The organism is Propioniciclava soli, assembly GCF_014858005.1.
Lineage (GTDB): Bacteria > Actinomycetota > Actinomycetes > Propionibacteriales > Propionibacteriaceae > Propioniciclava > Propioniciclava soli.
Genome location: NZ_JACYOT010000004.1, coordinates 456,817 through 478,469, shown reverse-complemented (window position 1 = coordinate 478,469; position 21,653 = coordinate 456,817). Strand labels below are relative to the sequence as shown.

20 protein-coding genes are annotated in these 21,653 nt (G+C 71.5%); 1 reads left to right on the top strand and 19 read right to left on the bottom strand.

The genetic code is table 11. From position 1 onward, the window contains the following. Positions 1 to 4: 4 nt before the first annotated feature. The 8 genes from IFY26_RS04920 to IFY26_RS04885 all read right to left on the bottom strand — a co-directional run bounded on the left by IFY26_RS04920 (position 5) and on the right by IFY26_RS04885 (position 9,920). The gene (locus IFY26_RS04920; RefSeq protein ID WP_232547870.1) at positions 5 to 1,663 is read right to left on the bottom strand and encodes a quinone-dependent dihydroorotate dehydrogenase; all 1,659 of its coding nucleotides are present in this window, start codon (positions 1,661 to 1,663) and stop codon (positions 5 to 7) included. Between the two features lie 76 nt (positions 1,664 to 1,739). Continuing rightward, entirely contained in the window at positions 1,740 to 2,525 is a 786-nt protein-coding gene (aroD, locus tag IFY26_RS04915; RefSeq protein WP_232547869.1) for a type I 3-dehydroquinate dehydratase, read from the bottom strand. Positions 2,526 to 2,527: 2 nt separating this feature from the next. Further along, the gene (carB, locus tag IFY26_RS04910) at positions 2,528 to 5,911 is read right to left on the bottom strand and encodes a carbamoyl-phosphate synthase large subunit (protein WP_232547868.1); all 3,384 of its coding nucleotides are present in this window, start codon (positions 5,909 to 5,911) and stop codon (positions 2,528 to 2,530) included. A gap of 1 nt (position 5,912) precedes the next feature. Next, positions 5,913 to 7,067: a glutamine-hydrolyzing carbamoyl-phosphate synthase small subunit gene (gene carA, locus IFY26_RS04905; RefSeq protein ID WP_232547867.1), complete on the bottom strand. Its 1,155-nt coding sequence runs from the start codon at positions 7,065 to 7,067 to the stop codon at positions 5,913 to 5,915. A gap of 23 nt (positions 7,068 to 7,090) precedes the next feature. Continuing rightward, positions 7,091 to 7,624 carry a transcription antitermination factor NusB gene (gene nusB, locus IFY26_RS04900; RefSeq protein ID WP_232547866.1) on the bottom strand — a complete coding sequence of 178 codons (534 nt, stop codon included), beginning with the start codon at positions 7,622 to 7,624 and terminating at the stop codon, positions 7,091 to 7,093. Then, entirely contained in the window at positions 7,621 to 8,190 is a 570-nt protein-coding gene (gene efp, locus IFY26_RS04895) for an elongation factor P (protein ID WP_232547865.1), read from the bottom strand. Before efp ends, nusB begins: the two co-directional genes overlap by 4 nt. A 128-nt stretch (positions 8,191 to 8,318) precedes the next feature. Then, positions 8,319 to 8,837, bottom strand: a complete 519-nt coding sequence (locus tag IFY26_RS04890) for a phosphoribosyltransferase (RefSeq protein WP_232547864.1) — start codon at positions 8,835 to 8,837, stop codon at positions 8,319 to 8,321. Between the two features lie 9 nt (positions 8,838 to 8,846). After that, a complete protein-coding gene (locus IFY26_RS04885; protein WP_232547863.1) occupies positions 8,847 to 9,920 on the bottom strand; it encodes a zinc-binding metallopeptidase family protein in 1,074 nt (357 codons plus the stop codon). A gap of 595 nt (positions 9,921 to 10,515) precedes the next feature. Between IFY26_RS04885 and IFY26_RS04875 the strand changes: the two genes are divergently transcribed. Further along, the gene (locus IFY26_RS04875; RefSeq protein WP_232547862.1) at positions 10,516 to 11,181 is read left to right on the top strand and encodes a hypothetical protein; all 666 of its coding nucleotides are present in this window, start codon (positions 10,516 to 10,518) and stop codon (positions 11,179 to 11,181) included. 264 nt (positions 11,182 to 11,445) lie between these two features. Here IFY26_RS04875 and IFY26_RS04870 read toward each other — a convergent pair whose 3' ends face one another. From IFY26_RS04870 to IFY26_RS04820, 11 genes are all read right to left on the bottom strand, one after another. Next, entirely contained in the window at positions 11,446 to 11,742 is a 297-nt protein-coding gene (locus IFY26_RS04870) for an addiction module antidote protein (protein WP_232547861.1), read from the bottom strand. Continuing rightward, positions 11,739 to 12,050 carry a type II toxin-antitoxin system RelE/ParE family toxin gene (locus IFY26_RS04865; RefSeq protein WP_232547860.1) on the bottom strand — a complete coding sequence of 104 codons (312 nt, stop codon included), beginning with the start codon at positions 12,048 to 12,050 and terminating at the stop codon, positions 11,739 to 11,741. Before IFY26_RS04865 ends, IFY26_RS04870 begins: the two co-directional genes overlap by 4 nt. 242 nt (positions 12,051 to 12,292) lie before the next feature. Continuing rightward, positions 12,293 to 12,970: an FMN-binding negative transcriptional regulator gene (locus IFY26_RS04860; RefSeq protein ID WP_232547859.1), complete on the bottom strand. Its 678-nt coding sequence runs from the start codon at positions 12,968 to 12,970 to the stop codon at positions 12,293 to 12,295. Further along, positions 12,970 to 14,046 (bottom strand): 3-dehydroquinate synthase, encoded by a 1,077-nt coding sequence (gene aroB, locus IFY26_RS04855; protein ID WP_232547858.1) that lies wholly within the window; start codon positions 14,044 to 14,046, stop codon positions 12,970 to 12,972. The genes IFY26_RS04860 and aroB overlap by 1 nt, the downstream gene beginning before the upstream one ends. After that, positions 14,043 to 14,552 (bottom strand): shikimate kinase, encoded by a 510-nt coding sequence (locus IFY26_RS04850; protein WP_232547857.1) that lies wholly within the window; start codon positions 14,550 to 14,552, stop codon positions 14,043 to 14,045. The genes aroB and IFY26_RS04850 overlap by 4 nt, the downstream gene beginning before the upstream one ends. Continuing rightward, positions 14,549 to 15,736, bottom strand: a complete 1,188-nt coding sequence (gene aroC, locus IFY26_RS04845; RefSeq protein WP_232547856.1) for a chorismate synthase — start codon at positions 15,734 to 15,736, stop codon at positions 14,549 to 14,551. Before aroC ends, IFY26_RS04850 begins: the two co-directional genes overlap by 4 nt. Positions 15,737 to 15,758: 22 nt before the next feature. Then, positions 15,759 to 16,919: an endolytic transglycosylase MltG gene (gene mltG, locus IFY26_RS04840; protein ID WP_232547855.1), complete on the bottom strand. Its 1,161-nt coding sequence runs from the start codon at positions 16,917 to 16,919 to the stop codon at positions 15,759 to 15,761. Further along, complete coding sequence (gene ruvX, locus IFY26_RS04835; protein ID WP_232547854.1) at positions 16,916 to 17,425, bottom strand: Holliday junction resolvase RuvX; 510 nt, start codon at positions 17,423 to 17,425, stop codon at positions 16,916 to 16,918. Before ruvX ends, mltG begins: the two co-directional genes overlap by 4 nt. After that, a complete protein-coding gene (gene alaS, locus IFY26_RS04830) occupies positions 17,422 to 20,097 on the bottom strand; it encodes an alanine--tRNA ligase (RefSeq protein WP_232547853.1) in 2,676 nt (891 codons plus the stop codon). Before alaS ends, ruvX begins: the two co-directional genes overlap by 4 nt. Then, complete coding sequence (locus IFY26_RS04825) at positions 20,094 to 20,246, bottom strand: hypothetical protein (RefSeq protein ID WP_232547852.1); 153 nt, start codon at positions 20,244 to 20,246, stop codon at positions 20,094 to 20,096. The genes alaS and IFY26_RS04825 overlap by 4 nt, the downstream gene beginning before the upstream one ends. A gap of 25 nt (positions 20,247 to 20,271) precedes the next feature. After that, a complete protein-coding gene (locus IFY26_RS04820) occupies positions 20,272 to 21,651 on the bottom strand; it encodes a replication-associated recombination protein A (protein ID WP_416046550.1) in 1,380 nt (459 codons plus the stop codon). Between the last annotated feature and the right edge of the window lie 2 nt (positions 21,652 to 21,653).

The window sequence follows — 21,653 nt, the reverse complement described above, 5'->3', positions numbered from 1 at the left end:
TGTGTCACCTCCTGGCGTTGATGCCGGCGATGAGCGCCGGCCCGGCGTAGACGAAGCCAGTGTAGAGCTGCACCAACGACGCGCCGGCGTCCAGCAGGGCGACGGCGTCGTCGGGCGTCATCACTCCGCCCGAGCCCATCACGGGCAGGTCGGTGTGCGCGGCCACGTGCCGCACCACGGCGCGGGCACGCTGCGTCAGGGGGGCACCCGAGAGCCCCCCGGCCTCGTGGGCGAGCGCCGCATCGGCCGGCGCCAGCCCGTCGCGCGACAGGGTCGTGTTGGTCGCGATGATGCCGGACGCCCCCGCGTCGGTGGCGGTGGCGAGCACCTCGTCGACCTGGCTCCAGCTCAGATCCGGGGCGATCTTCACGAACACCGGCACCGGCCGGGCGGCGTCGAGGGTGCGGGTCTCGGCGACCAGTGCCCCCAACAGCTCGGCGAGCGCGCCGCCGTCCTGCAGCGAGCGCAGCCCGGGCGTGTTGGGGCTGGACACGTTGATCGCCACGTAGTCGGCGTGCGGGGCGACCGCGCGCAGGGAGAACAGATAATCGCCGACCGCGTCGTCCAGCGCGGTGTCCTTCGACTTGCCGATGGAGATGCCGAGCGGGATGCCGGCCGGGCCGTTCTCCCGGCTGCTGTTCCGCACGATCCCGACCGACGCCAGTCGGGCGGCGAGGGCGGCGGCGCCGCCGTTGTTGAAGCCCATGCGGTTGACGAGGCCACCGGACGCCGGCGCCCGGAACATCCGCGGGCGTGGGTTGCCGGGCTGCGGCCGTGCCGTGACGGTGCCGAGCTCGGCGAACGCGAAGCCGAGGTGCTGCCAGGCGAGCGCGGCGCGGCCGTCCTTGTCCATGCCCGCGGCCAGGCCCACCCGACCGCCGAAGGTGATGCCGGCCACCTCGACCGGGTCGGACGCCGTGCGCGTCAGCGCGCCCACCGCGGCGCGGACGCCGGGGGTGTCCCCCAACCGGGCCAGGCCGGCAATCATGTCCTCGTGGATGCGCTCGGGATCCCCGCCGCGGGCGCGGAACAATACCGGCCGCAGCACCCGCCGGTACCCGTGGGCCACGACCGCGGCCCGGACGCCGGCGCTTCGGCCGGCGCGGCCGACGTCACCCGCTGAACCACCGACGTGCTCGGGGGAAGCCGGGGTCGCGGCTCGGAAGGACTCCGCGTGCGCGGCGATCGTCTCCACCAGCACGGCGGGATCGGCGTCGGCGGTGTCCACGGCGAGGGTGGCGAGGAGGGCGTAGGTGGCGCCGCGCTCGGCGAGCATGGCCTCGAGCCGCGCGACGGCGTCCGAACCGCTGAGCAACGGCCGGTTCGGGTCGTCGCCGACGCGGCGGGCGGCGGTGGCCGGGTCGGCCTGCAGCCACACCACCGGGTGGCCGGCGAGGGCGTCCGCGACGGCCGGCGTCATGGGGGCGCCCCCGCCCAGGCTCACCACGGCGTCGCCGGCGAGCGACTCCCGCGTGAGATCGCGCTCCAGCGCCCGGAAGTGGGCCTCGCCGTCGGTGTCGAAGATGGCGCGGATGCTGCGGGCCTCGCGGCGCTCGATCGCGGCGTCCACGTCGATGTGGGGCACCCCGAGGCGCTGCGCGAGCAGGGGGCCGAGCGTGGACTTGCCCGACCCGGAGAGCCCGATCAGCGCGACGGCGACCATGAGTGATGACTCCTTCTCACCGGGGGACGGGCGCACGCACCACACGTGCGCGAGCCTGGGGGAAACGCCGGAAAGCCTAGTCCATCGACAGGCGGGCCAAGATCGGCTTCAGCTCCGCGAGCGGCAGCTGCCCCGGCGCGGACGCCCGGCCGAGCATCGCGAACGTCGCGCACGAGCCGACCACCGGCGCCGCCATGCGCGAGAGGGCGCCGAGCTCCCCCATCGCCATCGTGATCACCGGGGTGGCGCGGTGCGCACTGGCCATCGTCCAGGTCGCGTCGAGCAGGGCCAGCACGTCGCCCGGGTCATGCGGCATCACGGCCGCCTTGACCACGTCGAAACCCCGGTGCTGCATCGCCGTCAACAGCGCGACGAGCGCGTCGGCGTCCGGCGTGGCGGCGAAGTCGTGCGCGCTGCCGATCACCGCGACGCCGGCCGCGCGGGCGGCGGCCAGCACGGCGTCGCCGGCCGCGACGTCGAACCGGTGCTCGACGTCGACCGCTTCCACCAGGCCCGCGGCGATCACGGCGGCGTGCAGCGCCACGTAGGCCTCGGGCGCGATGACCCGCGCGCCCCCCTCGGCCGCGGTGCGGAACGTGAACAGCAGCGGACGCCCGCCGAGCACGTCCACCACCGCCGCCGCCGCGGCCAGCACGGCGTCCGGCTGCGCGGAGCCGAAGCCGTCGACCCGCCACTCCACGATGTCGGGCCCGGCCGCGGCGGCCGCAGCGGCGGCGTCCACCAACTCGGCGGTGGTCTCGCCCACGATCGGAACGATCACCTTCACCGGGCCGCGCCCCAGCGTGACATCGCGCAGCGTCACCGGGGCGTCGGTCTCCGGCGCCCAGGACGCCCCGGCCACGCTCACCCCTCGGTCGCGCCGGTGAGGGCGGCGTTCCAGGACTGCAGTGAGCGGACGCCGATGCCGCCGGACTGCGCGGCCTCGATGCCCTGCACCGTCGCCGCCAGCCCCTGCACGGTGGTGATGCACGGGATGTCGCGCAGCACGGCCGCCGAGCGGATCGCCCAGCCGTCGCGGCGCGGCTCACCGCCCGCCCCGGCGCCCTGCGGGGTGTTGAAGATCAGGTCGATCTCGCCGCCAAGGATCGCCTCGAGCACGCTCTTGCGACCGTCCTCGGCCTCGCCGGCGTTGGCCTTGCGCAGCTCGGTGACCTCGATGCCGTTGCGTCGCAGCACCTGCGCCGTGCCGGCGGTCGCGACGATGGTGAAGCCGAGGTCGGAGAGCCGCTTGACCGGGAAGATGGCGTGCCGCTTGTCGCGGTTCGCGACCGACACGAACGCGGTGCCGCTCATCGGCAGCCCGCCGTAGGAGCCGGTCTGGCTCTTCGCGAAGGCCACGCCGAAGTTGCCGTCCAGCCCCATCACCTCGCCGGTCGACTTCATCTCGGGCCCCAGCAGCGACTCGACCGACGCGCCATCGGCCGTCCGGAAGCGGTTGAAGGGCATGACCGCCTCCTTCACCGCGATCGGCGCCCCCGCCAGCTCGGTCGCGCCGTCGCCGACGGCCCGCAGCACGCCGGCGGCGCGGAGGTCGTCGATCGACTCCCCCAGCATGAGCCGGGCGCAGGCCTTCGCCAGCGGCGTGGCCGTCGCCTTCGACACGAACGGCACGGTACGCGACGCCCGCGGGTTCGCCTCGAGCACGTAGAGCACGTCGGACTGCAGCGCGAACTGGATGTTGATGAGCCCCCGGACGCCCACGCCGCGCGCGATCGCCTCGGTGGACTGGCGGATCCGGTCGATCACGTCGGCGCCGAGCGTGATGGGCGGCAGCGAGCACGCGGAGTCGCCGGAGTGGATGCCGGCCTCCTCGATGTGCTCCATCACGCCGCCGAGGTACAGCTCGGTGCCGTCGTAGAGCGCGTCGACGTCGATCTCGATCGCATCGTCGAGGAACCGGTCGACCAGCACGGGCGCCTGCGGGGTGATGAACGTGGCCCGCTCGATGTACTCGGTCAGGCTCGCGTCGTCGTAGACGATCTCCATGCCGCGCCCACCGAGCACGTAGGAGGGGCGGACGAGCACCGGGTAGCCGACGCCGTTGGCGATCTCGATCGCCTCGGCGGCCGACTGCGCCATGCCGTACTTCGGCGCCGGCAGCCCGGCGGCGGTGAGCACGTCGCCGAACGCGCCGCGCTCCTCGGCCAGGTTGATCGCCTCCGGCGGGGTGCCGACGATCGTCACGCCGTTGTCCTTGAGCGCCTGGGCGAGCTTGAGCGGCGTCTGCCCGCCGAGCTGCACCAGGACGCCCGCGATCGGGCCCGCGGCCTGCTCGGCGTGGTACACCTCGAGCACGTCCTCCAGGGTGAGCGGCTCGAAGTACAGCCGGTCGGAGGTGTCGTAGTCGGTCGAGACCGTCTCGGGGTTGCAGTTCACCATCACCGTCTCGTAGCCGGCCTCACGCAGCGCGAGCGCCGCGTGCACGCACGAGTAGTCGAACTCGATGCCCTGGCCGATGCGGTTGGGCCCCGAACCGAGGATCAGCACGGCCGGCTTGGTGCGCGGCGCGACCTCGGTCTCCTCGTCGTAGGAGGAGTAGTGGTAGGGCGTCTTCGCCGCGAACTCGGCGGCGCAGGTGTCGACGGTCTTGAACACCGGCGTGATGCCGAGCGCCCAGCGGACGCCGCGGATCACGTCCTCGCTGCTGTGGCGCAGGGCGGCCAGTTGGGCGTCCGACAGGCCGGTCCGCTTGGCGCGGCGCAGCAGCTCCGGCGTCAGGGCGGGCGCCTCGGCGACGGCGTTGGCGACCTCGCCGATGAGCTGCAGCTGGTCGCAGAACCACGGGTCGATGCCGGTGGCCTCGTGGAGCTGTTCGGTCGTGGCGCCCAGGCGGATGGCCTGCATGAGCAGTGAGAGGCGGCCGTCCTGCGGGCGGGCCGCGGCGTCCAGCACGTGGTCCAGGCTGTCGGGCAGGTCACCGGTGAAGTCGAACGGCGCCTTCGGGTCCTCCAGCGAGCGCAGCGCCTTGTTGAGGGCCTCGGTGAAGTTGCGGCCGATCGCCATGGCCTCGCCGACCGACTTCATGTGCGTGGTGAGCGTGTCCTCCGCGCCGGGGAACTTCTCGAACGCGAACCGCGGCACCTTGACCACCACGTAGTCCAGCGTCGGCTCGAAGGAGGCGGGATAGAACAGGGGGGTGTCGGCGGGGGGTGTCCCCCCTCCGTGGGTGTCCGCGGGGGTCACCCCGCGTGACGTGATGTCATTGGGGATCTCGTCGAGGGTGTACCCGACGGCCACCTTCGCGGCGATCTTCGCGATCGGGAAGCCCGTGGCCTTGGACGCCAGCGCGGAGCTCCGGCTCACGCGCGGGTTCATCTCGATGACGACCATGCGGCCGTCGTCGGGATTGATGGCGAACTGGATGTTGCAGCCGCCGGTGTCGACGCCCACCTCGCGGATGACCGCGATCGCGACGTCGCGCATCGCCTGGTACTCACGGTCGGTCAGCGTCATCGCCGGCGCGACGGTGATCGAGTCGCCGGTGTGGACGCCCATCGGGTCGAAGTTCTCGATCGAGCAGATGATGACGACGTTGTCGGACCGGTCGCGCATCACCTCCAGCTCGTACTCCTTCCAGCCCAGGATCGACTCCTCCGCCAACACCTCCGTCACCGGGGACGCCGCGAGGCCGGTCGTGGCCATGGCGCGCAGCTCGTCCTCGTCGTGGGCGAAGCCCGAGCCCACACCCCCCATTGTGAAGCTCGGCCGCAGCACCAGCGGGTAGCCCAGCTCGCCGGCGGCGGCCAGCACCTCGTCGAGGGTGTGGCAGATGAACGAGCGCGCCGACTCCGGGTGGGCGCCCGGCACGTCGAGGCCGTTGACGATTTCCTTGAACTTCTCCCGGTCCTCGCCCTTGTGGATCGCCTCGAAGTTTGCGCCGATCATCTCGACGCCGTACTTGGCGAGCGTCCCGTCCTCGTGGAGCGCGACCGCGGTGTTCAGCGCCGTCTGCCCGCCCAGGGTCGCGAGGATCGCGTCCGGCCGCTCGGCCTCGATGACCTTCGCGACCATCGCGGGGGTGATGGGCTCGATGTAGGTGGCGTCGGCGAACTCGGGGTCCGTCATGATCGTGGCCGGGTTGGAGTTCACCAGGATGACCCGGAACCCCTCCTCGCGCAGCACGCGGCACGCCTGGGTGCCCGAATAGTCGAACTCGCAGGCCTGGCCGATGACGATCGGACCGGAGCCGATGACGAGGATGGACTCGATGTCGGTGCGACGGGGCATGTCAGTTCGTCTCCTGGTCGTCTGCACGGTGGTCGGCCATCACGGCGAGGAAGCGGTCGAACAGGTAGGCCGAGTCGTGCGGGCCGGCGGCGGCCTCGGGGTGGTACTGCACGCTGAAGCCTCGGACGCGCCCGCTCGCGTCGCGCAGTTCGAGGCCCTCCACCACGTCGTCGTTGAGGCAGACGTGGCTGACCCACGCCTCGCCCCAGCGGGTCGGCGTCCCGACGCCGGCCGGGGCGTCCACCGCGAAGCCATGGTTCTGCGAGGTGATCTCGACGCGTCCGGTGCGCAGATCCATCACGGGCTGGTTGATGCCGCGGTGGCCGTACTTGAGCTTGTACGTGCCGAAACCCAGCGCGCGGCCGAAAATCTGGTTGCCGAAGCAGATGCCGAAATAGGGCAGGTCGGCGTCCAGCACGTCGGTCAGCAGGGCGACCGCCTCGTCGGCCGCCGCCGGGTCGCCCGGGCCGTTGCTGAAGAAGACCCCGTCGGCGCCCAGCGCCGTGATGTCGGCCAGGGTGCTGCTCGCCGGCAGCACGTGCACCTCGATGCCGCGCCGGCTCATCTGCTCGGGGGTCATGGACTTGATGCCCAGATCCACCGCCGCGACGGTGAAGCGCTTCTCCCCCTGCGCCTCCCACACCACCGGCTCGTCGACGGTGACGTCGGAGACGAGGTTGGCCCCGGCCATCGGCGGCTGCTCGCGCACGCGCTCGAGCAGGGCGTCGGCGTCCAGATCGGTCGTGGAGATGCCGACGCGCATGGCGCCGCGCTCGCGGAGATGGCGGGTGAGCGCGCGAGTGTCGATCTCGGCGATGCCGACGACGTCCTGGGCGCGCAACACCTCGTCCAGGCTGCGGTTGCTGCGCCAGTTCGACCGGACGCGGCTCACGTCGCGCACGACGTAGCCGGCGACCCAGATGCGGCTCGACTCGTCGTCCTCGTCATTCCAGCCGGTGTTGCCGATGTGGGGGGCGGTCGCGACGACCACCTGACGGCGGTAGCTCGGGTCGGTCAGCGTCTCCTGGTAGCCCGACATGCCGGTGGCGAACACCGCCTCGCCGAACGTCTCGCCGGTGGCCCCGAAGGAAACCCCTCGGAACGCCCGGCCGTCCTCCAACACGAGGAGGGCGGGGGTGTCACTGTGGCTCGCCATGAGGGTGATCCTTCCCTATCGGGTCACGGGGCGGGTGCGTCTCCCGCCCCTTGGGCCGCCACCGGGGGCGTCCCGGCCTCGGCCGCGGGTGCGTCGTCGTCGGCGGCGGGTGCGTCGGCCACCGCAGGGGTGGCCTCGGCACCCTCGCGGTCGCGCGCCACGCGGGCGAGGAGCGCGTTGAGGAATCCGGGCGAGGTGGGGGTCGAGTACTCAGCGGCCAGGTCGACGGCCTCGTTCACCACGATGGCGGCCGGGGTGTCGGTGTGGGCCAGCTCGAACAACCCGATGCGGGCGAGGCAGCGATCCACCGACGGCATGCGTTCCACCGACCAGCCCTCGGCGAGGGCGTCCCGCAGGGTGGCGTCCAGCGCCTCCCCGTGATCGGTGACGCCCTGGACGATCTCGATCGTGAACGGCCGGACGGTCCGCTCGCCGAGCGCGATGCGGTCGGCGAGCATCTCGCGGGGGTCGGCACCGCGCACGTCCGCCTCGTACAGGATGTCGAGGGCGTGCTTGCGGGCCTTCCCGCGCGTGGTGTTCTGGCGGTTCTCGGTCACCCGCTGATCCGGCCGAGGTAGCTGCCGTCGCGGGTGTCGACCTTCACGCGGGTGCCCTGCTCCATGAACAGCGGCACCTGGATCTGCTTGCCTGTCTCGAGGGTGGCGGGCTTGGTGCCGGCGGAGCTGCGGTCGCCCTGCAGGCCCGGCTCGGTGTAGGTGATCTCGAGCTCCACGGACGCCGGCAGCTCGATGTAGAGCGGGTCGCCGTCGTGGGTCGCGACCGTGGCCATCTGGTTCTCGAGCATGTAGTCGGACGCGTCGCCCACCACCTCGTCGGCGATGGGGAGCTGCTCGTAGGTGCTCGTGTCCATGAACACATAGGCGTGGCCGTCGTGGTAGAGGTACTGCATCTCACGCTTGTCGACGTTCGCGCTCTCGACCTTGGTGTCGGAGTTGAACGTGCGGTCGACGACCTTGCCGCTCAGCACGTGCTTCAGCTTGCTGCGGACCACGGTGTTGCCCTTGCCCGGCTTGTGGTGCTGGAACCAGATGACCTGCCAAAGCTGGCCGTCCAGGTCGAGAACGGTGCCGTTCTTGAGATCGTTGGTGGAGATCGTGGGCATGCGGCGTCCCTTTCGACGTGCGTGTGGGTTCGGCGGACCATGCTACCCGGGCCAGCCCCCGGGCACGAAACGCCCTGCGGTACCGCGCCGCGATGCCGGACGACCCGCCCCGGGCGGCCCAGCCCGGCTCAGGCCTCGCCGCGCGTGGCGGTGACCGGCGGCTCGGCGCTCCAGGGGAAGGCGATCCACCGGTCGGTGTGCGCCCAGACATAGTCGGGGTGGCAGATCGTGGTCGGCTTGGCGTACAGCACCGCGCTGCGGGCCTCGGCCCCGACCTCGCGCAGCAGGTCGAGCACCAGCTCGAGCGTGCGGCCGGAGTCGACCACGTCGTCCACCACGAGCAGCCGCTTGCCGCGGATGTTCTCGGTGTCGAGCATCGGAGCCAGCAGCACCGGGTCGGGCAACGTCTCGTGCACGTCGGTGTAGAACTCGACGTTGATGGCGTCGGACAGCTTGCAGCCCAGCGCGTAGGACAGGCCGCCACCCGGCAGCAGTCCGCCGCGCGCCACGGCGATGATGACCTCCGGCGCGAAGCCCGAGTCGGCCACCTGGTGGGCCAGCTCGCGGCAGGCGCTGCCGAAGCGCTCCCAGGTCAGGACCTCCTTCTCGGGCAGGTCGGTCGAGTCCGCGTGGAAGGCCGTGGTCATGGATGAACGTTACTCGGCCGCGCCGATCAGGATCGGCCGGTCCGTGACCCGTCCGGTCGCGCCCACCACCCGGTGCACGAAGTCGAGCTTGCGGACGACCGGCTCCGGCAGCGTGAACGGGTAGAGGTCACGGCGTCCCATGGCGCGGCTGGCCCGGTTCAGCAGCAAGGAGAGCCAGTGCCAGTCGTCCACCATCTCCTCGGTGGACGCCTCCGCGTAGCTCACGCGGGGCACGACGTCGCGCTCCAGGACGCCGTCGGAGCGCTCCCCCTGCAGCACCACGCCGCCCAGCGCCACCGTCGACAGCGTGTCGGTGATGTGGAGGTAGTGGGCGAACGTCTCCGCGAAGTCCTCCCAGGGGTGCATCGTGGCGTATTCGGAGATGAACGACTCGTGCCAGTCCTCCGGGGCGCCCTGCGCGTAGTGCCGGTCGAGCGCGTCGCTGTAGGAGGCGCGCTCGTCACCGAACAGCGCGCGGCTCTCGCCGATGAAGTCGGTCTGTTCCACCAGCTTCCACTGGTAGTAGTGCCCCACCTCATGGCGGAAGTGGCCGAGCATCGTGCGGTAGGGCTCACCCAGCTGGACACGCAGCTTCTCCCGGTGGTCGTCGAGGCTCTCGGCGAGGTCGATCGTGATGACGCCGTTGGAGTGCCCGATCGTCACGTTCTCGCCGCTGGACTTCGACGACAGCAGGTCGAACGCCAGCCCGCCCTTCTGGTCGCGGAACGTCTCGACGGGCAACCCCAGCACCGCCAGCTGGACCAGCAGCCGCCGCTTGGGGCTGGACGCCTGCGCGAGCTTCTCCCAGGCGGAGTCCTGGTCGGCCTCCGGACGCCGGCGCACGACATGGCAGGCGAAGCACTCCTCGGTGTCGAGCGCCAGGTCGCGCAGCCAGTTGCAGTCCAGCCGGTCGCGCTGCGAGCACCACACCCAGCGGCCGTCGTCGGTCGTGGTGCCGGTGGGGCCGCACGTCACCATCGTGAGGCTCGGCGGGTGGAACCCCAGCTCGGCGCCGCACTGGCAGCACATCAGATCGTCGAGTTCGGCCACCTGGTCGCACCGGGGGCAGCGAAGGAGGATCATGCGGGCAACCGTAGCGCCAGGGGGGCTGCGAACGCAGCCTGACTAGGGCGGTTTGACCAGGGCAACGCCATTTCGCCGATCTCTGGGGACGGTCTGAGGGACGACGTCGACCCGGTGGACTGACCGGGAACGTTGATCAATCGTGGCGAGGACGGCCACGTGCCACAAGTCGTGTGCGGACGATGCCGGTTGTACTGGTGAAGCCAGGCCTGCATGGCGTCGCGGCGATCCTGCTCACTGCGGTGGCAGCGGGCGTAGGCCCACCGGCCACACACCACCCCAACGACGTCACCCTCGCCAACGGCATGCTCGCAAGCTCAGCGCCCTACCACCGGCCATCCACGCCTCCTGACCCAGAGACATGCGATCTCGTGCAGGGCTGGTCGAGGGGCCCGCGGCCTGGGCGTCGGCACGTGCCTCACCTATTTCCCCCGGGAGGTACTGCAAGAAGAGTTCCGGCCCGGGATTCTGAGGCGCCAACAACGTTCGACTCGGTGGCCTCAGTGCTTGTCCAGCGCGACGGCAGCGGTATCAGTGGACGCTTCCCGGGGGCAGGTAGAACGAAGGACGCGCAAACTCCGGTTACGCTGGTGGCGTGGATGACGCAGCCCAGCGACCAAGAGCGCCGTATGGGGGCCGAACACGAGAAGAGTACGCCGACTTACTTTGCGAGAAGCTGACCCCTCCGAGCTTGCGGTTCACCCTGGCTTTTGCGGGCTTGTTTCAGCTAACGCATGAGTTGCTGAAGTCAGCGATCTTGGACAAAGTTCGTGAGTACTATTGGAGGGGCTTCGACGGGTCCACGCAGCTCTACGATGAGGATGCATACACACGCGACGTGCTTGAGCCGTCGCTTCAGGGCGGACGACCGAACCGCTTCCGCGGATCGGTGGCGTGGCTCGTCAGAGCTGAGGCCATCACCTCAACTGAGGCAGACCGGCTGCAATCCATCTACTCGCATCGTCACGAGCTCACCCACGAGCTGGGCAAGTACCTCGTCGACATCGACAAGAATCCTGACCTTGACCTCTACGTTGAGGCCCTAGCCCTGCTTCGCAAGATCCAGAATTTCTGGGCCCAGATGGAGATCGACACGGGTGGGCTGATCACTTTGGAGGGGGAGGATATCGACGCAACTGCAGATGCAGCGGTACCCCTGAGTGCCTACCTCTTGGAGCTGTGTATCGAAGCAATTGACGAGAGCCGTGTATCCGCGCCAAACGCGCCTGATCCCTCAGGCACGCAAGAGAGACGGTCCTGAAGCTCCACCGGCAGGCACGGTCCACCATCAATAGGACCGGGTCCATGCGCGGCAGTTTCGGTTGTGCGCCTCCTTGTCGTGCGAAGTCGGGTGTGCGTTCGTGGCCCGCGACCGTGCCGCTGGCGATCAGGTAGGCGACCCGGTGGTAGCCGTGCCGAGCGATCGAGACGACGGCGTGGCTGTCGACGAAGCAGGAGCCGACATTTCCGGCATCGTCACCAGGGGCCATGGGGACGCGCACCCTCACCGCGGCAGTTTGAGGCGTTACGCGACGGCGTGGAAGGTGAGCTTGAGTCCAAGAGCTTCGCAGACCTTGAGGACGGTGGACCAGGTGGGGTTGCCGTTGTCGGACAGTGCTTTGTAGAGACCGTCACGGCTCATTCCGACTGTGCGGGCCAGTTCGCTCATGTTGCCCGAGCGGGCGATGACACCCAGGGCGCGGGGCACTGCGCTGGGGTCGTCGGCCGAGTCCTCCAGGGCGATCTGCAGGTATGCGGCGACGTCCTCGATGTTCTCCAGGTAGTCGGCCGGGTCGAAGCGGCGGAACTGCTCGGTGGTCATGATCCCTCCTCCTTGGTGTGCCATTCGGTCGCGAGCCGCTGTGCTGTGGCGATGTCGTTCGGCTGCGTGGACTTGTCGCCTCCGCACAGCAGGAGCACGACGCGGTTGCCGCGTTGTGCGTAGTAGACCCGATAGCCCGGTCCATAGGTCAGGCGAAGCTCCCAGACCCCGCGACCCACGCCCTTGACGTCGCCAGGATTGCCGTGGGTCAGACGGTCGATCCTGGACAGGATCCGCAGCCGACCTTCGCGGTCTTTCAGCTTGCGCAGCCACCTGTCGAAGTCATCGGTGCTGTAGACCTCGACCATGTGTCGATTTTAGTCGACACATGGTCCAACTGCAAGACTCAGGGCACATCCGGCCACCGGCACGATCGACCCGCGGCAAATGTGCGTGCGGGTGGCCGCCCGTCCGCGTGTTCGCGTTGTCAGTGCGGCCCACAAGCGAGTGTCTATGCGTGCACATTGTGCTGGATGGTGGCGACGCCTCCCCGGTCAGGGAGACCTTCGGGACCTGTCGCCGGCGTCAACCGGTCTGCCGGTCAGCGGCACTAGCTCGGGCACCCGGGGTCTCCACGCCGGGCGCGGACGTCGGCCACGAGGGTCTCCCGCGCCCGCGCGTGCGGCAGGCTGATCTCCTCCATCTGTGCGGCCAGCTCGGCACCACCGACGGTCCGCAGCCCGGCCACCGCGCCCTCGATGTCGGCGGGCGTCCGGTTCTGGTTCAACTTCGCCTTGGCCTCGATCCGGCTGATCGGCAGCTCCAGCCCGACGATGGCCCGCAGCATGCGCTCGAACGCGCCCGCTTCGACACGGCCAGCGTCATAATCAAAGCGCTCCGACATCTCCTCCACCGCCGCGCGCACCCACGCGGGGTCGTCGTGCACCACCAACCGCCCGTAGGCGTGCACGGTCACGTAGTTCCAGGTCGGGACGCCCGGGCTGGCCGCGTTCGAGGCGTACCAGTCGGCGTCGATGTACCCGTGGGGTCCCGCCAGGATCGCGAGCGCATCCCCCAGGCCGACGTCGCGCCACACCGGGTTCACCCGGGTCACGTGGAAGATCAGCGAGCCGAACCCCACCCCGTCCGGATCCGGCCGGTGCGTGAGCGGTAGCAGGGTGGCCACCGGCCCCGTCGGGTGCGCCGTCACCAGCTCCGCGGTCTCGGCGGAGGCGAGCAGGGCGCGGGTGCCGGCGTCGTCGAGCGCGAAGTGCTTCGGCGTGTACATCAGGCGGTGAGGTCGGCGTAGGCCGCCTCGAGCACCCGCTCATCCGGCGCCTCGGCGATGAAGGGCGCGGCCACGGCGTCCAACAGCACGAAGCGCAGCGCGGCGCCGCGGGTCTTCTTGTCGAGGTTCATCGTGGCGCGCAGTTCGGCGAAGGCGTCCGGCGCGTAGGTCAGCGGCAGCCCCACCGAGGCGAGGATGTCGGTGTGCCGGGCGACGAAGCCGTCGTCGGCGTGGCCCAGCCGCGCCGAGAGCAACGCGGCGTAGCGGACGCCGACGCTCACGGCGTACCCGTGGCGCCAGCGGTAGTGCTCGCGCCGCTCGATGGCGTGGCCGAGGGTGTGACCGTAGTTGAGCAGCTCGCGGCCCACCCGGCCCCCGACCGACGTCGCCTCCCGCAGGTCGCCGCTGACCACGGCCGCCTTCACCGCGATCGAACGCGTCACGGCCTCGGCCAACGCGTCGGACGCCGGGTCGCGCATCGCCGCCGGGTCGGCCTCGAAGAGCTCCAGGGTGCGCTCGTCGGCGATGAAGCCGTGCTTGACCATCTCGGCCAGGCCGCCGCGCAGGTCATCGGCCGGCAGCGTGCCCAAGAAGTCGAGGTCGCAGAACACCGCTGCCGGCTCCCAGAACGCGCCCACGAGGTTCTTGCCGTGCGGCAGATTGATGCCGGTCTTGCCGCCGACCGCGGCGTCCACCATGGCCAGCAGGGTCGTGGGAACGCTCACGTAGCGGACGCCGCGCAGCCAGCTGGACGCGACGAACCCGGCGAGGTCGGTGGTCGCTCCCCCGCCGAAGCCGACGATCGCGTCGCCCCGGGTGAAGCCCGCCTCGGCGAGCCGGCCCCAGAGGTCGGCCAGCACGGCGGCGGTCTTGGCGTCCTCCCCCGCGGGCACCTCCAGCAGGCTGACCTGCGCCGGAACGTCGGCGGTCAGCCGGCGCGCGGCGTCGGCCAGCACGGGCGGGTGCACGACGGCGACGCGGGTCGCCCCACCGAGGGCAGCGGGCAGGCCGGCGACGATGCCCCGGCCCACGGTCACGTCGTAGGGACGCTCGGCGTTGACCTGGACGACCGTCACGCCGCCACCCCCAGCAGCGCCACGATGTCGTCCACCACGGCGTCGGGGGTGCGGGCCGAGGTGTCGACGGTGTGGGTCGCGAGCGACCGGTAGACCGGCGTCCGCTCGTTGAGCAGGGCAATCAGGCGGCCGCGCAGCCCCACGGGGGCGCGCAACTCACTGCCGCCGTCGTCGACGCCGATGCGCTGCAGGGCGTGGCGGGCGTCCACCTGCAACCACACCACGGTGTGGGACGCCAGCGCCTCGGCCACCGCCGGGGTCAGCGGCGCACCGCCGCCCAGGCTCACGACGCCGGGACGGGCGAGCAGCGTGAGGGTGGCGTCGCGCTCGATCGCGCGGAACGCCGCCTCGCCGTCGGCGGCGAACAGGTCGCGGACGCGGCGTCCCTGCGCCGCCTCGATCCACTGGTCGACGTCGACGAAGTCCAGTCCCAGCCGGGCCGCCAGCAGGGGCCCGACCGTGCTCTTGCCCGCGCCGGGCGCGCCGATGAGGGCGAGCGTGCTCACGCCAGGCCCCGCTCGGCGAGCCGGGCGAGGTAGGCGGCGTGGTTGCGGGCGGTCTCGGCCACCGAGTCGCCGCCGAACTTCTCCAGGCACAGCTCGGCCAGCACCAGGGCGACCATGGCCTCCGCCACCACCCCGGCGGCCGGCACCGCGCACACGTCGGAGCGCTGGTGGTGGGCCTGCGCGGCCTCGCCGGTGGCGACGTCGACGGTGCGCAGCGCGCGCGGCACAGTGGCGATCGGCTTCATCGCGGCCCGGACGCGCACCATTTCACCGGTGCTCATGCCGCCCTCGGTGCCGCCGGAACGGTGCGACAGTCGCCGGATGCGTCCGTCGTCGGTGGCCATCTCGTCGTGGGCCAGGCTGCCGCGGGTGCGGGCCAGCTCGAACCCGTCACCCACCTCGACACCCTTGATGGCCTGGATGCCCATGAGCGCGCCGGCCAGGCGGGCGTCCAACCGCCGATCCCCCGACGCGTGGGAGCCGATGCCCACGGGTAGCCCGTGCACCACCACCTCGACGACGCCGCCGATGGTGTCCCCCTCGGCCTTGGCCGCGTCGATCTCGGCGAGCATGCGGGCCGAACTGGCTGCGTCGAAGCAGCGCACCGGGTCGGCGTCGATGGCGTCACGGTCGGCCGCCGTCGGCAGGTGTTCCCCGTCGGACGCGACCGGCCCGATCTCGACGACGTGGCTCACCAGGGTCACCCCGAGCGCCTGCTCGAGGAAGTTCGAGGCGACCCGCCCGATCGCGACGCGGGCCGCCGTCTCCCGCGCCGAGGCACGCTCCAGGATCGGCCGAGCCTCGTCCCAGTCGTACTTCTGCATGCCGGCCAGGTCGGCGTGGCCGGGCCGCGGCCGAGTCAGCGCCGCGTTGCGGGCCTGGGCGGCGAGCACGTCGGCGTCCACCGGATCGGACGCCATCACCGTCTCCCACTTGGGCCACTCGGTGTTGTCGACCATGATCGCGATCGGCGAGCCCAGCGTCTCCCCGTGCCGGACGCCGGCGAGCAGCGTCACGGCGTCCGCCTCGAACTTCATGCGCGCACCCCGGCCGACGCCGAGCCGGCGCCGCGCCAGGGCCTCGGCGACGTCGTCGGACCTCAGCCGGACGTGGGCGGGGATTCCCTCGATGGTCGCGACGAGCGCGCGGCCATGGGATTCCCCGGCCGTCAGGTATCGGAGCATGGGATTCAGCCTTTCCGGGGGCTCACTGGCAACGGCCGGGTGCCTGCGTCTGGCACCACTCCTGCAACTTGTTTACCGAGGCCTGGTGCGCCTCGTAGGTGTCGTTGAACTCGGTCTCCCCCGTGTCGAGGTTCACGACCACGAAGTACAACCAGTTGCCCTCGGCCGGGTGCAGCGCCGCGTCCAGGGCGTTGCGCGACGGGGACGTGACCGGCCCCGGCGGCAGGCCGGTGTTGAGGTAGGTGTTGTAGGGCGAGTCGATCGCCCGCTCCGCGTCGGTGGTGAACACGCGCCCGGTGATGTTGTTGGCGTAGGCGATGGTCGCGTCGGACTGCAACGGCATGCCTTCGGCCAGGCGGTTGTAGAACACGCGCGCGACGCGGTAGCGATCCTCCTGCCGGTTGGCCTCCCGCTCCAAAACGCTGGCCATGATCAGCGCCGTGTAGGGATTCTCAGCGGGCGACGCCGCAGCCTGGTTGGCGAAGTCGAGCTCGTTCGCGACCGTGGAGAAGTGGGTGGTCGCCAGCCGCGTCACCGACAGGGCCGTCCGGTCCGTCGGCAGCTCGTAGGTGTCGGGGAACAGGAATCCCTCCGCATTGTCGGCCGGCGCCCACTCGGGCAGGCCGAGCTCGGCGATGCGGTTCGTGACCACCTCGGTGAACTCCTCGGCGGGGATGCCGGTGGCCTCCGCCATGAGCGCCACCTGCTCGGTGAGCCGCTGCCCCTCGCGGAACTGGATCATGTCGCGCACCTGGAAGGCCGGATCGAGCAAGCGCTCGAAGGCAGCCGCCGCAGGCATCCGGGTCAGCATGCTGTACGTGCCGGCCTGGACGCGGGCCGCGTCCTCCGAACGGGAGTTCGCGACGCGAACGAACGTGTCGGCCGAGCTGACGACGTCCGCCTCCGCGAGCAGATCGCCGATCTGACGCATGGTGGCGCCGGTGGGGATCTGGATCTGGACCTGCTCGGCGCCCTCGCCCTCGTAGTCCTCCGCGGTGCGGAACTCCTGCCAGGCGTCCCACGCCCGGGTTCCGACGAACCAGAGCCCGCCGAAGACCACCGCCAGCGCGACGGCCACGGCCACCCACCCCCGCAGGTAGTGCCAGATCTCCTTGCGGTTCCACTCGCCCGTCTCCGGGTCGCGCAGGCGACCCGGCTCGACCCGACGTTGGCGCTCGGTCATTCCGGCGTCCTTTCGTTGATGGGCTCCCCGGCGCGACGTCCGGTGGCGCGCTCAGTGTCCAGGGCTGCGTTCAAGATTGCCACGGCGGCCGCCTGATCGATGACACCGCGCTGCTGGCGCGCCGTCCGTCCCGCCGCGCGCAGCTGGGCGCTCGCGGTCACCGTGGTCAGGCGCTCGTCCACGAGCCGGACGTCCACCTCCGGGAACTGCGCGGCCAGCCACGCCGCGCTGTCGCGCACGAGCCTGGCGTTGACGCCCTCATGTCCGTTCAGATGTCGCGGCAGCCCGAGCACGAAGCCGGTGGGCTCGTACTCGGCCACCAAGGCCCGCAGCCGCGCCAACACCTGGCCGCGGTCGCGCGCGTTGAGCGTCTCGACGGGGTGCGCCAGGGTGCCGCGCGCGTCGCACGCGGCCACGCCGATGCGCGCCTGCCCCCAGTCCAGCGCCAGACGGACGCCCTGGATCGGGGGCGCGGCGTCGGGCCGGGCCGCGTCGGCGTCGCTCATGCGGTCAGAGCGGTGCGGACGGCCGCGAGCGCACGTTCGGCGCCGGAGGCGTCCGTGCCGCCACCCTGGGCTAGGTCATCCGAGCCGCCGCCGCGGCCCCCGAGCTCGGCCGCGGCCGTGCCCACGAGCCGGCCGGCCTTGGCGCCCCGCTCCCGCGCCGCCGCGGTGGTCGCCACCGTGACGACCGGCTTCGCGTCGCCGCCGACGAGCGCCACGACGCCCGCGGCGTCGCCCAGTCGGGCGCGCAGGTCGACCGCGAGGGTGCGCAGGTCGCCGCCGGCCGTGCCGGGCAGGTGCCGGGCGACGAGCCGGTACCCGCCGGCGTCCGTCGCGGCGGCCAGCATCGCGTCGGCGTTGCCGAGCAGTTCCTTGGCGCGCAGGTCGGCGATCGTCTTCTCCGCGGCCTTGAGCTGGGCCAGCAGCTTCTCGACGCGATCCTCCAGCTGGTCGGGCTGGGTCTTGAGGGTGTCGCTCAGGGTCGCGACGAGGGCGCGCTCGGCGGCGAAGGACGCGAAGGCGTCCGCGCTCACCAGCGCCTCGACGCGGCGGATGCCGGAGCCGACCGAGCCCTCGCCCACCAGGTTGACCAGCCCGATCTGCGCGGTGGAGGCCACGTGCGTGCCGCCACACAGCTCGCGCGACCACGGGCCCGCCAGCTCGACCATGCGGACGACGGCGCCGTACTTCTCGCCGAACATCGCCTGCGCGCCGAGCGCGCGCGCCTCGTCGAGGGCCATCTCCTGCGCGGTGACGGCGAAGTCGTCGCGGATCGCCGCGTTGACGATGCTCTCCAACTCGTTGCGCGCGCCGGCCGAGAGGCCCTGGGCGGCGTTGAAGTCGAACCGCAGGTAGCCCGGCTTGTTGTAGGAACCGGCCTGGTGCGTGCCCTGGCCCAGCATCTGGCGCAGCGCCGCGTTCACGACGTGCGTGGCGGTGTGGGCCTGGCAGGCGCCGAAGCGCGCGGCGGCATCCACCTGCGCGAACACCTCCGCGCCCGCCTCGAGCTCGCCCTCGTTCACCCGCGCGGTGTGGACGACCAGCCCCGGCACGGGCCGCTGGACGTCGAGCACCTCCAGCTCGACGCCGTGGGCGGTGAGGAGGCCGCTGTCGGCGTCCTGGCCACCCGCCTCGGCGTAGAACGGCGTCTCGTCGAGGACGACCTCGACCAGCTCGCCGGGCCGCGCCGCGGCCACGAGCTGCCCCTCACGGACGATGCCGCGCACCGTCGAGGCCACCCCGAGCTCGGTGTAGCCCAGGAACGGCGTCTCGCCGGCCTCGCGCAGGCCCCGGTACGCCTCGGTGTTGACCGCGCCGCCCTTCTTCGCCTTGGCGTCCGCCTTCGCGCGCGCCTTCTGCTCACCCATGAGGCGGCGGAACTCCGCGGCGTCCACGGCCAGGCCCGCCTCGGACGCCATCTCCAGCGTCAGGTCGATGGGGAAGCCGTAGGTGTCGTGCAGCTGGAACGCCTTGGCGCCGGCCAGCGTCGTCTGGTGGGCTGCCTTCGCGTCCGCCACCGCGACATCGAAGATCTGGGTGCCGGAGGCGAGCGTCCGGCGGAAGCTCTCCTCCTCCGCGTAGGCGGACGCCGACACGCGCTCCCACTGCTCGCGCACCTCGGGGTAGCTGGTGGCCATCAGGTCACGGCTCACCGGCAGCAGGGTGGGCAGCACCGGATCGGCCACCCCCAACAGCCGCATCGAGCGCACCGAGCGGCGCAGGAGGCGTCGCAGCACGTAGCCGCGCGCCTCGTTGCCGGGCGTGACACCGTCGGTCATCAGCATCAGGGCGCTGCGCACGTGGTCTCCCACGACGCGGAGCCGGACGTCGGCGTCCGCGTCGTCGCCGTACCGGATGCCGGCCAGCTCGGCCGCCCGCTCGATGACGGGGAAGATCTCGTCGATCTCGTACATGTTCGCGCGGCCCTGCAGCAGGTAGGCGATGCGCTCCAGACCAGCGCCGGTGTCGATGTTGCGGCTCGGCAGCGGGCTGGCGATGTCGAAGTCGTCCTTGGCGCGCACCTCGGCCAGGTCCTCGGTCTGGAACACCAGGTTCCAGATCTCCAGGAACCGGTCCTCGTCCACCACCGGGCCGCCATCGGGGCCGAACTCCGGCCCGCGATCGATGTAGATCTCCGAGCAGGGGCCGCCGGGGCCGGGGACGCCCATGTGCCAGTAGTTGTCCTTGAGGTTGCGCCCCTGGATGCGCTCGTCGGGGATGCCGACCGAGCGCCACAGCTCGCGCGCCTCGACGTCGCCGTCGGGGTAGTCCGGGTGGTGGCCCGGCCCGAGCACCGTCACCCAGACCTTCTCGGGGTCGAAGCCGAGCCCGCCCTCGTCCTGGGAACCCGTGACGAGCGACCACGCCATCTCGATGGCGCCGGCCTTGAAGTAGTCGCCGAAGGAGAAGTTGCCGAGCATCTGGAAGAACGTGCCGTGGCGGGTGGTCTTGCCGACGTCCTCGATGTCGAGGGTGCGGACGCACTTCTGGCACGACACGGCGCGCGGCGCGGGCGCGGGCTCGTCGCCGACGAAGTAGGGCTTGAACGGCACCATGCCGGCGTTGACGAACAGCAGCGTCGGGTCGGGGTAGACCAGGGACGCCGAGGGGATCAACAGGTGCTCCCGGGCGACGAAATGGTCGAGGAAGCGGCGCCGGATCTCCGCGGTCTTCATTCGAGGCGTCCTCTTTCGGTGGTGGTCAACAGACCCATCAGTTCGGTGTGCTTCGCGCGGCGGGCGCGGGCGTCGGTGGTGGCGAAGTCAGCCACCCAGGCGCGGGGGCGGACGGCTGCGACCAACCCGGCGATCTCCCCGACACTCATGGCACGCAAGCCTAGTGCACCGGCCTCAGTCGTCGACCGCACGCCCGAGCAGGGCGCGGATCGCCCCCAGCCGCTCGGCGATCAGCGCCTCGTTGCCGTGATCGGTGGGCGTGTAGTAGCGGGCGGACGCGAGGTCGTCCGGCAGGTACTGCTGCGATGCCACGCCGTGAGGAAAGTCATGGGCGTACCGGTAGCCCTGCCCGTGGCCGTGCTGCTTGGCGCCCGCGTAGTGCGCGTCGCGCAGGTGCGCCGGCACTGCGCCGCCGCGGCCGGCCTGCACGTCGGCGCTGGCCGCGCCGATGGCGGTGGTGACCGCGTTCGACTTGGGTGCGGTGGCGCACGCGACCACCGCGTGGGCGAGCGTGAGGCGTCCCTCGGGCATGCCGATGAGCTGGACGGCCTGCGCTGCGGCCACGCACGTGGTGAGCACCGAGGGGGCTGCCATGCCGATGTCCTCGCTGGCGAGGATGATGAGGCGGCGGGCGATGAAGCGGGGGTCCTCGCCGCCCTCGAGCATGCGGGCCAGGTAGTGCAGCCCGGCGTCCACGTCGGAGCCGCGGATGGACTTGATGAAGGCGCTGATGACGTCGTAGTGCTGGTCGCCGTCGCGGTCGTAGCGCAGGGCGGCGCGGTCGACGGCCAGCTCGACGGCCTCGCCCGTGATCGTCGTGCTGCCCAGGGCGGACGCCGACGCCGCGGCCTCCTCGAGGTACGTCAGGGAGCGCCGGGCGTCGCCGCCGGCCAGGCGGACGAGGGTGGCGCGGGCGTCCGTTGCCAGCGTGTAGGGGTCGCCCTCGGGCGTGCGGAGGCCCCGCTCGTCGGTCAGGGCCCGCTCCAGCAGCCCGGTGATGTCGTCGTCGGTGAGCGGCTTGAGGGTGAGCAGCAGCGAGCGGGAGAGCAGCGGGGAGATGACGGAGAACGACGGGTTCTCCGTGGTGGCGGCGATGAGCGTGACGAGGCGGTTCTCGACGGCCGGCAGCAGGACGTCCTGCTGGGCCTTGTTGAAGCGGTGCACCTCGTCGACGAACAAGACGGTGCCGCGGCCGCGGGCCAGCTCGCGCTTGGCGGCGTCCAACTCGGCCCGCACCTCCTTGACGCCGGCGGTGACACCCGAGAGCTCCACGAACCGTCGGTTGGTGGCGCGGGAGACCACCGAGGCGATCGTCGTCTTGCCCACCCCCGGGGGGCCCCAGAGAAAGACGCTCATCGGCTGGCCGTCCGCGAGGCGGCGCAGCGGCGAGCCGGGCCCGAGGAGGTGCTGCTGGCCGACGATCTCCTCCAGGGTGCGCGGGCGCAGGCGCACCGCCAGCGGGAGGTGCTCGTGGGCCGCGCCGGACAGTGATCCCCCCGTGCGCCCCGCGACGCCGGCGGGTTCCGGATCAGGGTTGCCGAAGAGGTCGCTCACCT

Coding starts and splice junctions, on each gene's coding strand:
- IFY26_RS04865 (WP_232547860.1), bottom strand. CDS start 12,050: ATGGTCGAGGTCTACAGCACCGATGACTTCGACAGGTGGCTGCGCAAG.
- alaS (WP_232547853.1), bottom strand. CDS start 20,097: ATGAAGACCGCGGAGATCCGGCGCCGCTTCCTCGACCATTTCGTCGCC.
- IFY26_RS04890 (WP_232547864.1), bottom strand. CDS start 8,837: ATGACCACGGCCTTCCACGCGGACTCGACCGACCTGCCCGAGAAGGAG.
- IFY26_RS04825 (WP_232547852.1), bottom strand. CDS start 20,246: ATGAGTGTCGGGGAGATCGCCGGGTTGGTCGCAGCCGTCCGCCCCCGC.
- IFY26_RS04885 (WP_232547863.1), bottom strand. CDS start 9,920: ATGATCCTCCTTCGCTGCCCCCGGTGCGACCAGGTGGCCGAACTCGAC.
- carA (WP_232547867.1), bottom strand. CDS start 7,067: ATGGCGAGCCACAGTGACACCCCCGCCCTCCTCGTGTTGGAGGACGGC.
- aroC (WP_232547856.1), bottom strand. CDS start 15,736: ATGCTCCGATACCTGACGGCCGGGGAATCCCATGGCCGCGCGCTCGTC.
- IFY26_RS04860 (WP_232547859.1), bottom strand. CDS start 12,970: ATGTACACGCCGAAGCACTTCGCGCTCGACGACGCCGGCACCCGCGCC.
- IFY26_RS04870 (WP_232547861.1), bottom strand. CDS start 11,742: ATGACCACCGAGCAGTTCCGCCGCTTCGACCCGGCCGACTACCTGGAG.
- mltG (WP_232547855.1), bottom strand. CDS start 16,919: ATGACCGAGCGCCAACGTCGGGTCGAGCCGGGTCGCCTGCGCGACCCG.
- carB (WP_232547868.1), bottom strand. CDS start 5,911: ATGCCCCGTCGCACCGACATCGAGTCCATCCTCGTCATCGGCTCCGGT.
- IFY26_RS04920 (WP_232547870.1), bottom strand. CDS start 1,663: ATGGTCGCCGTCGCGCTGATCGGGCTCTCCGGGTCGGGCAAGTCCACG.
- ruvX (WP_232547854.1), bottom strand. CDS start 17,425: ATGAGCGACGCCGACGCGGCCCGGCCCGACGCCGCGCCCCCGATCCAG.
- efp (WP_232547865.1), bottom strand. CDS start 8,190: ATGCCCACGATCTCCACCAACGATCTCAAGAACGGCACCGTTCTCGAC.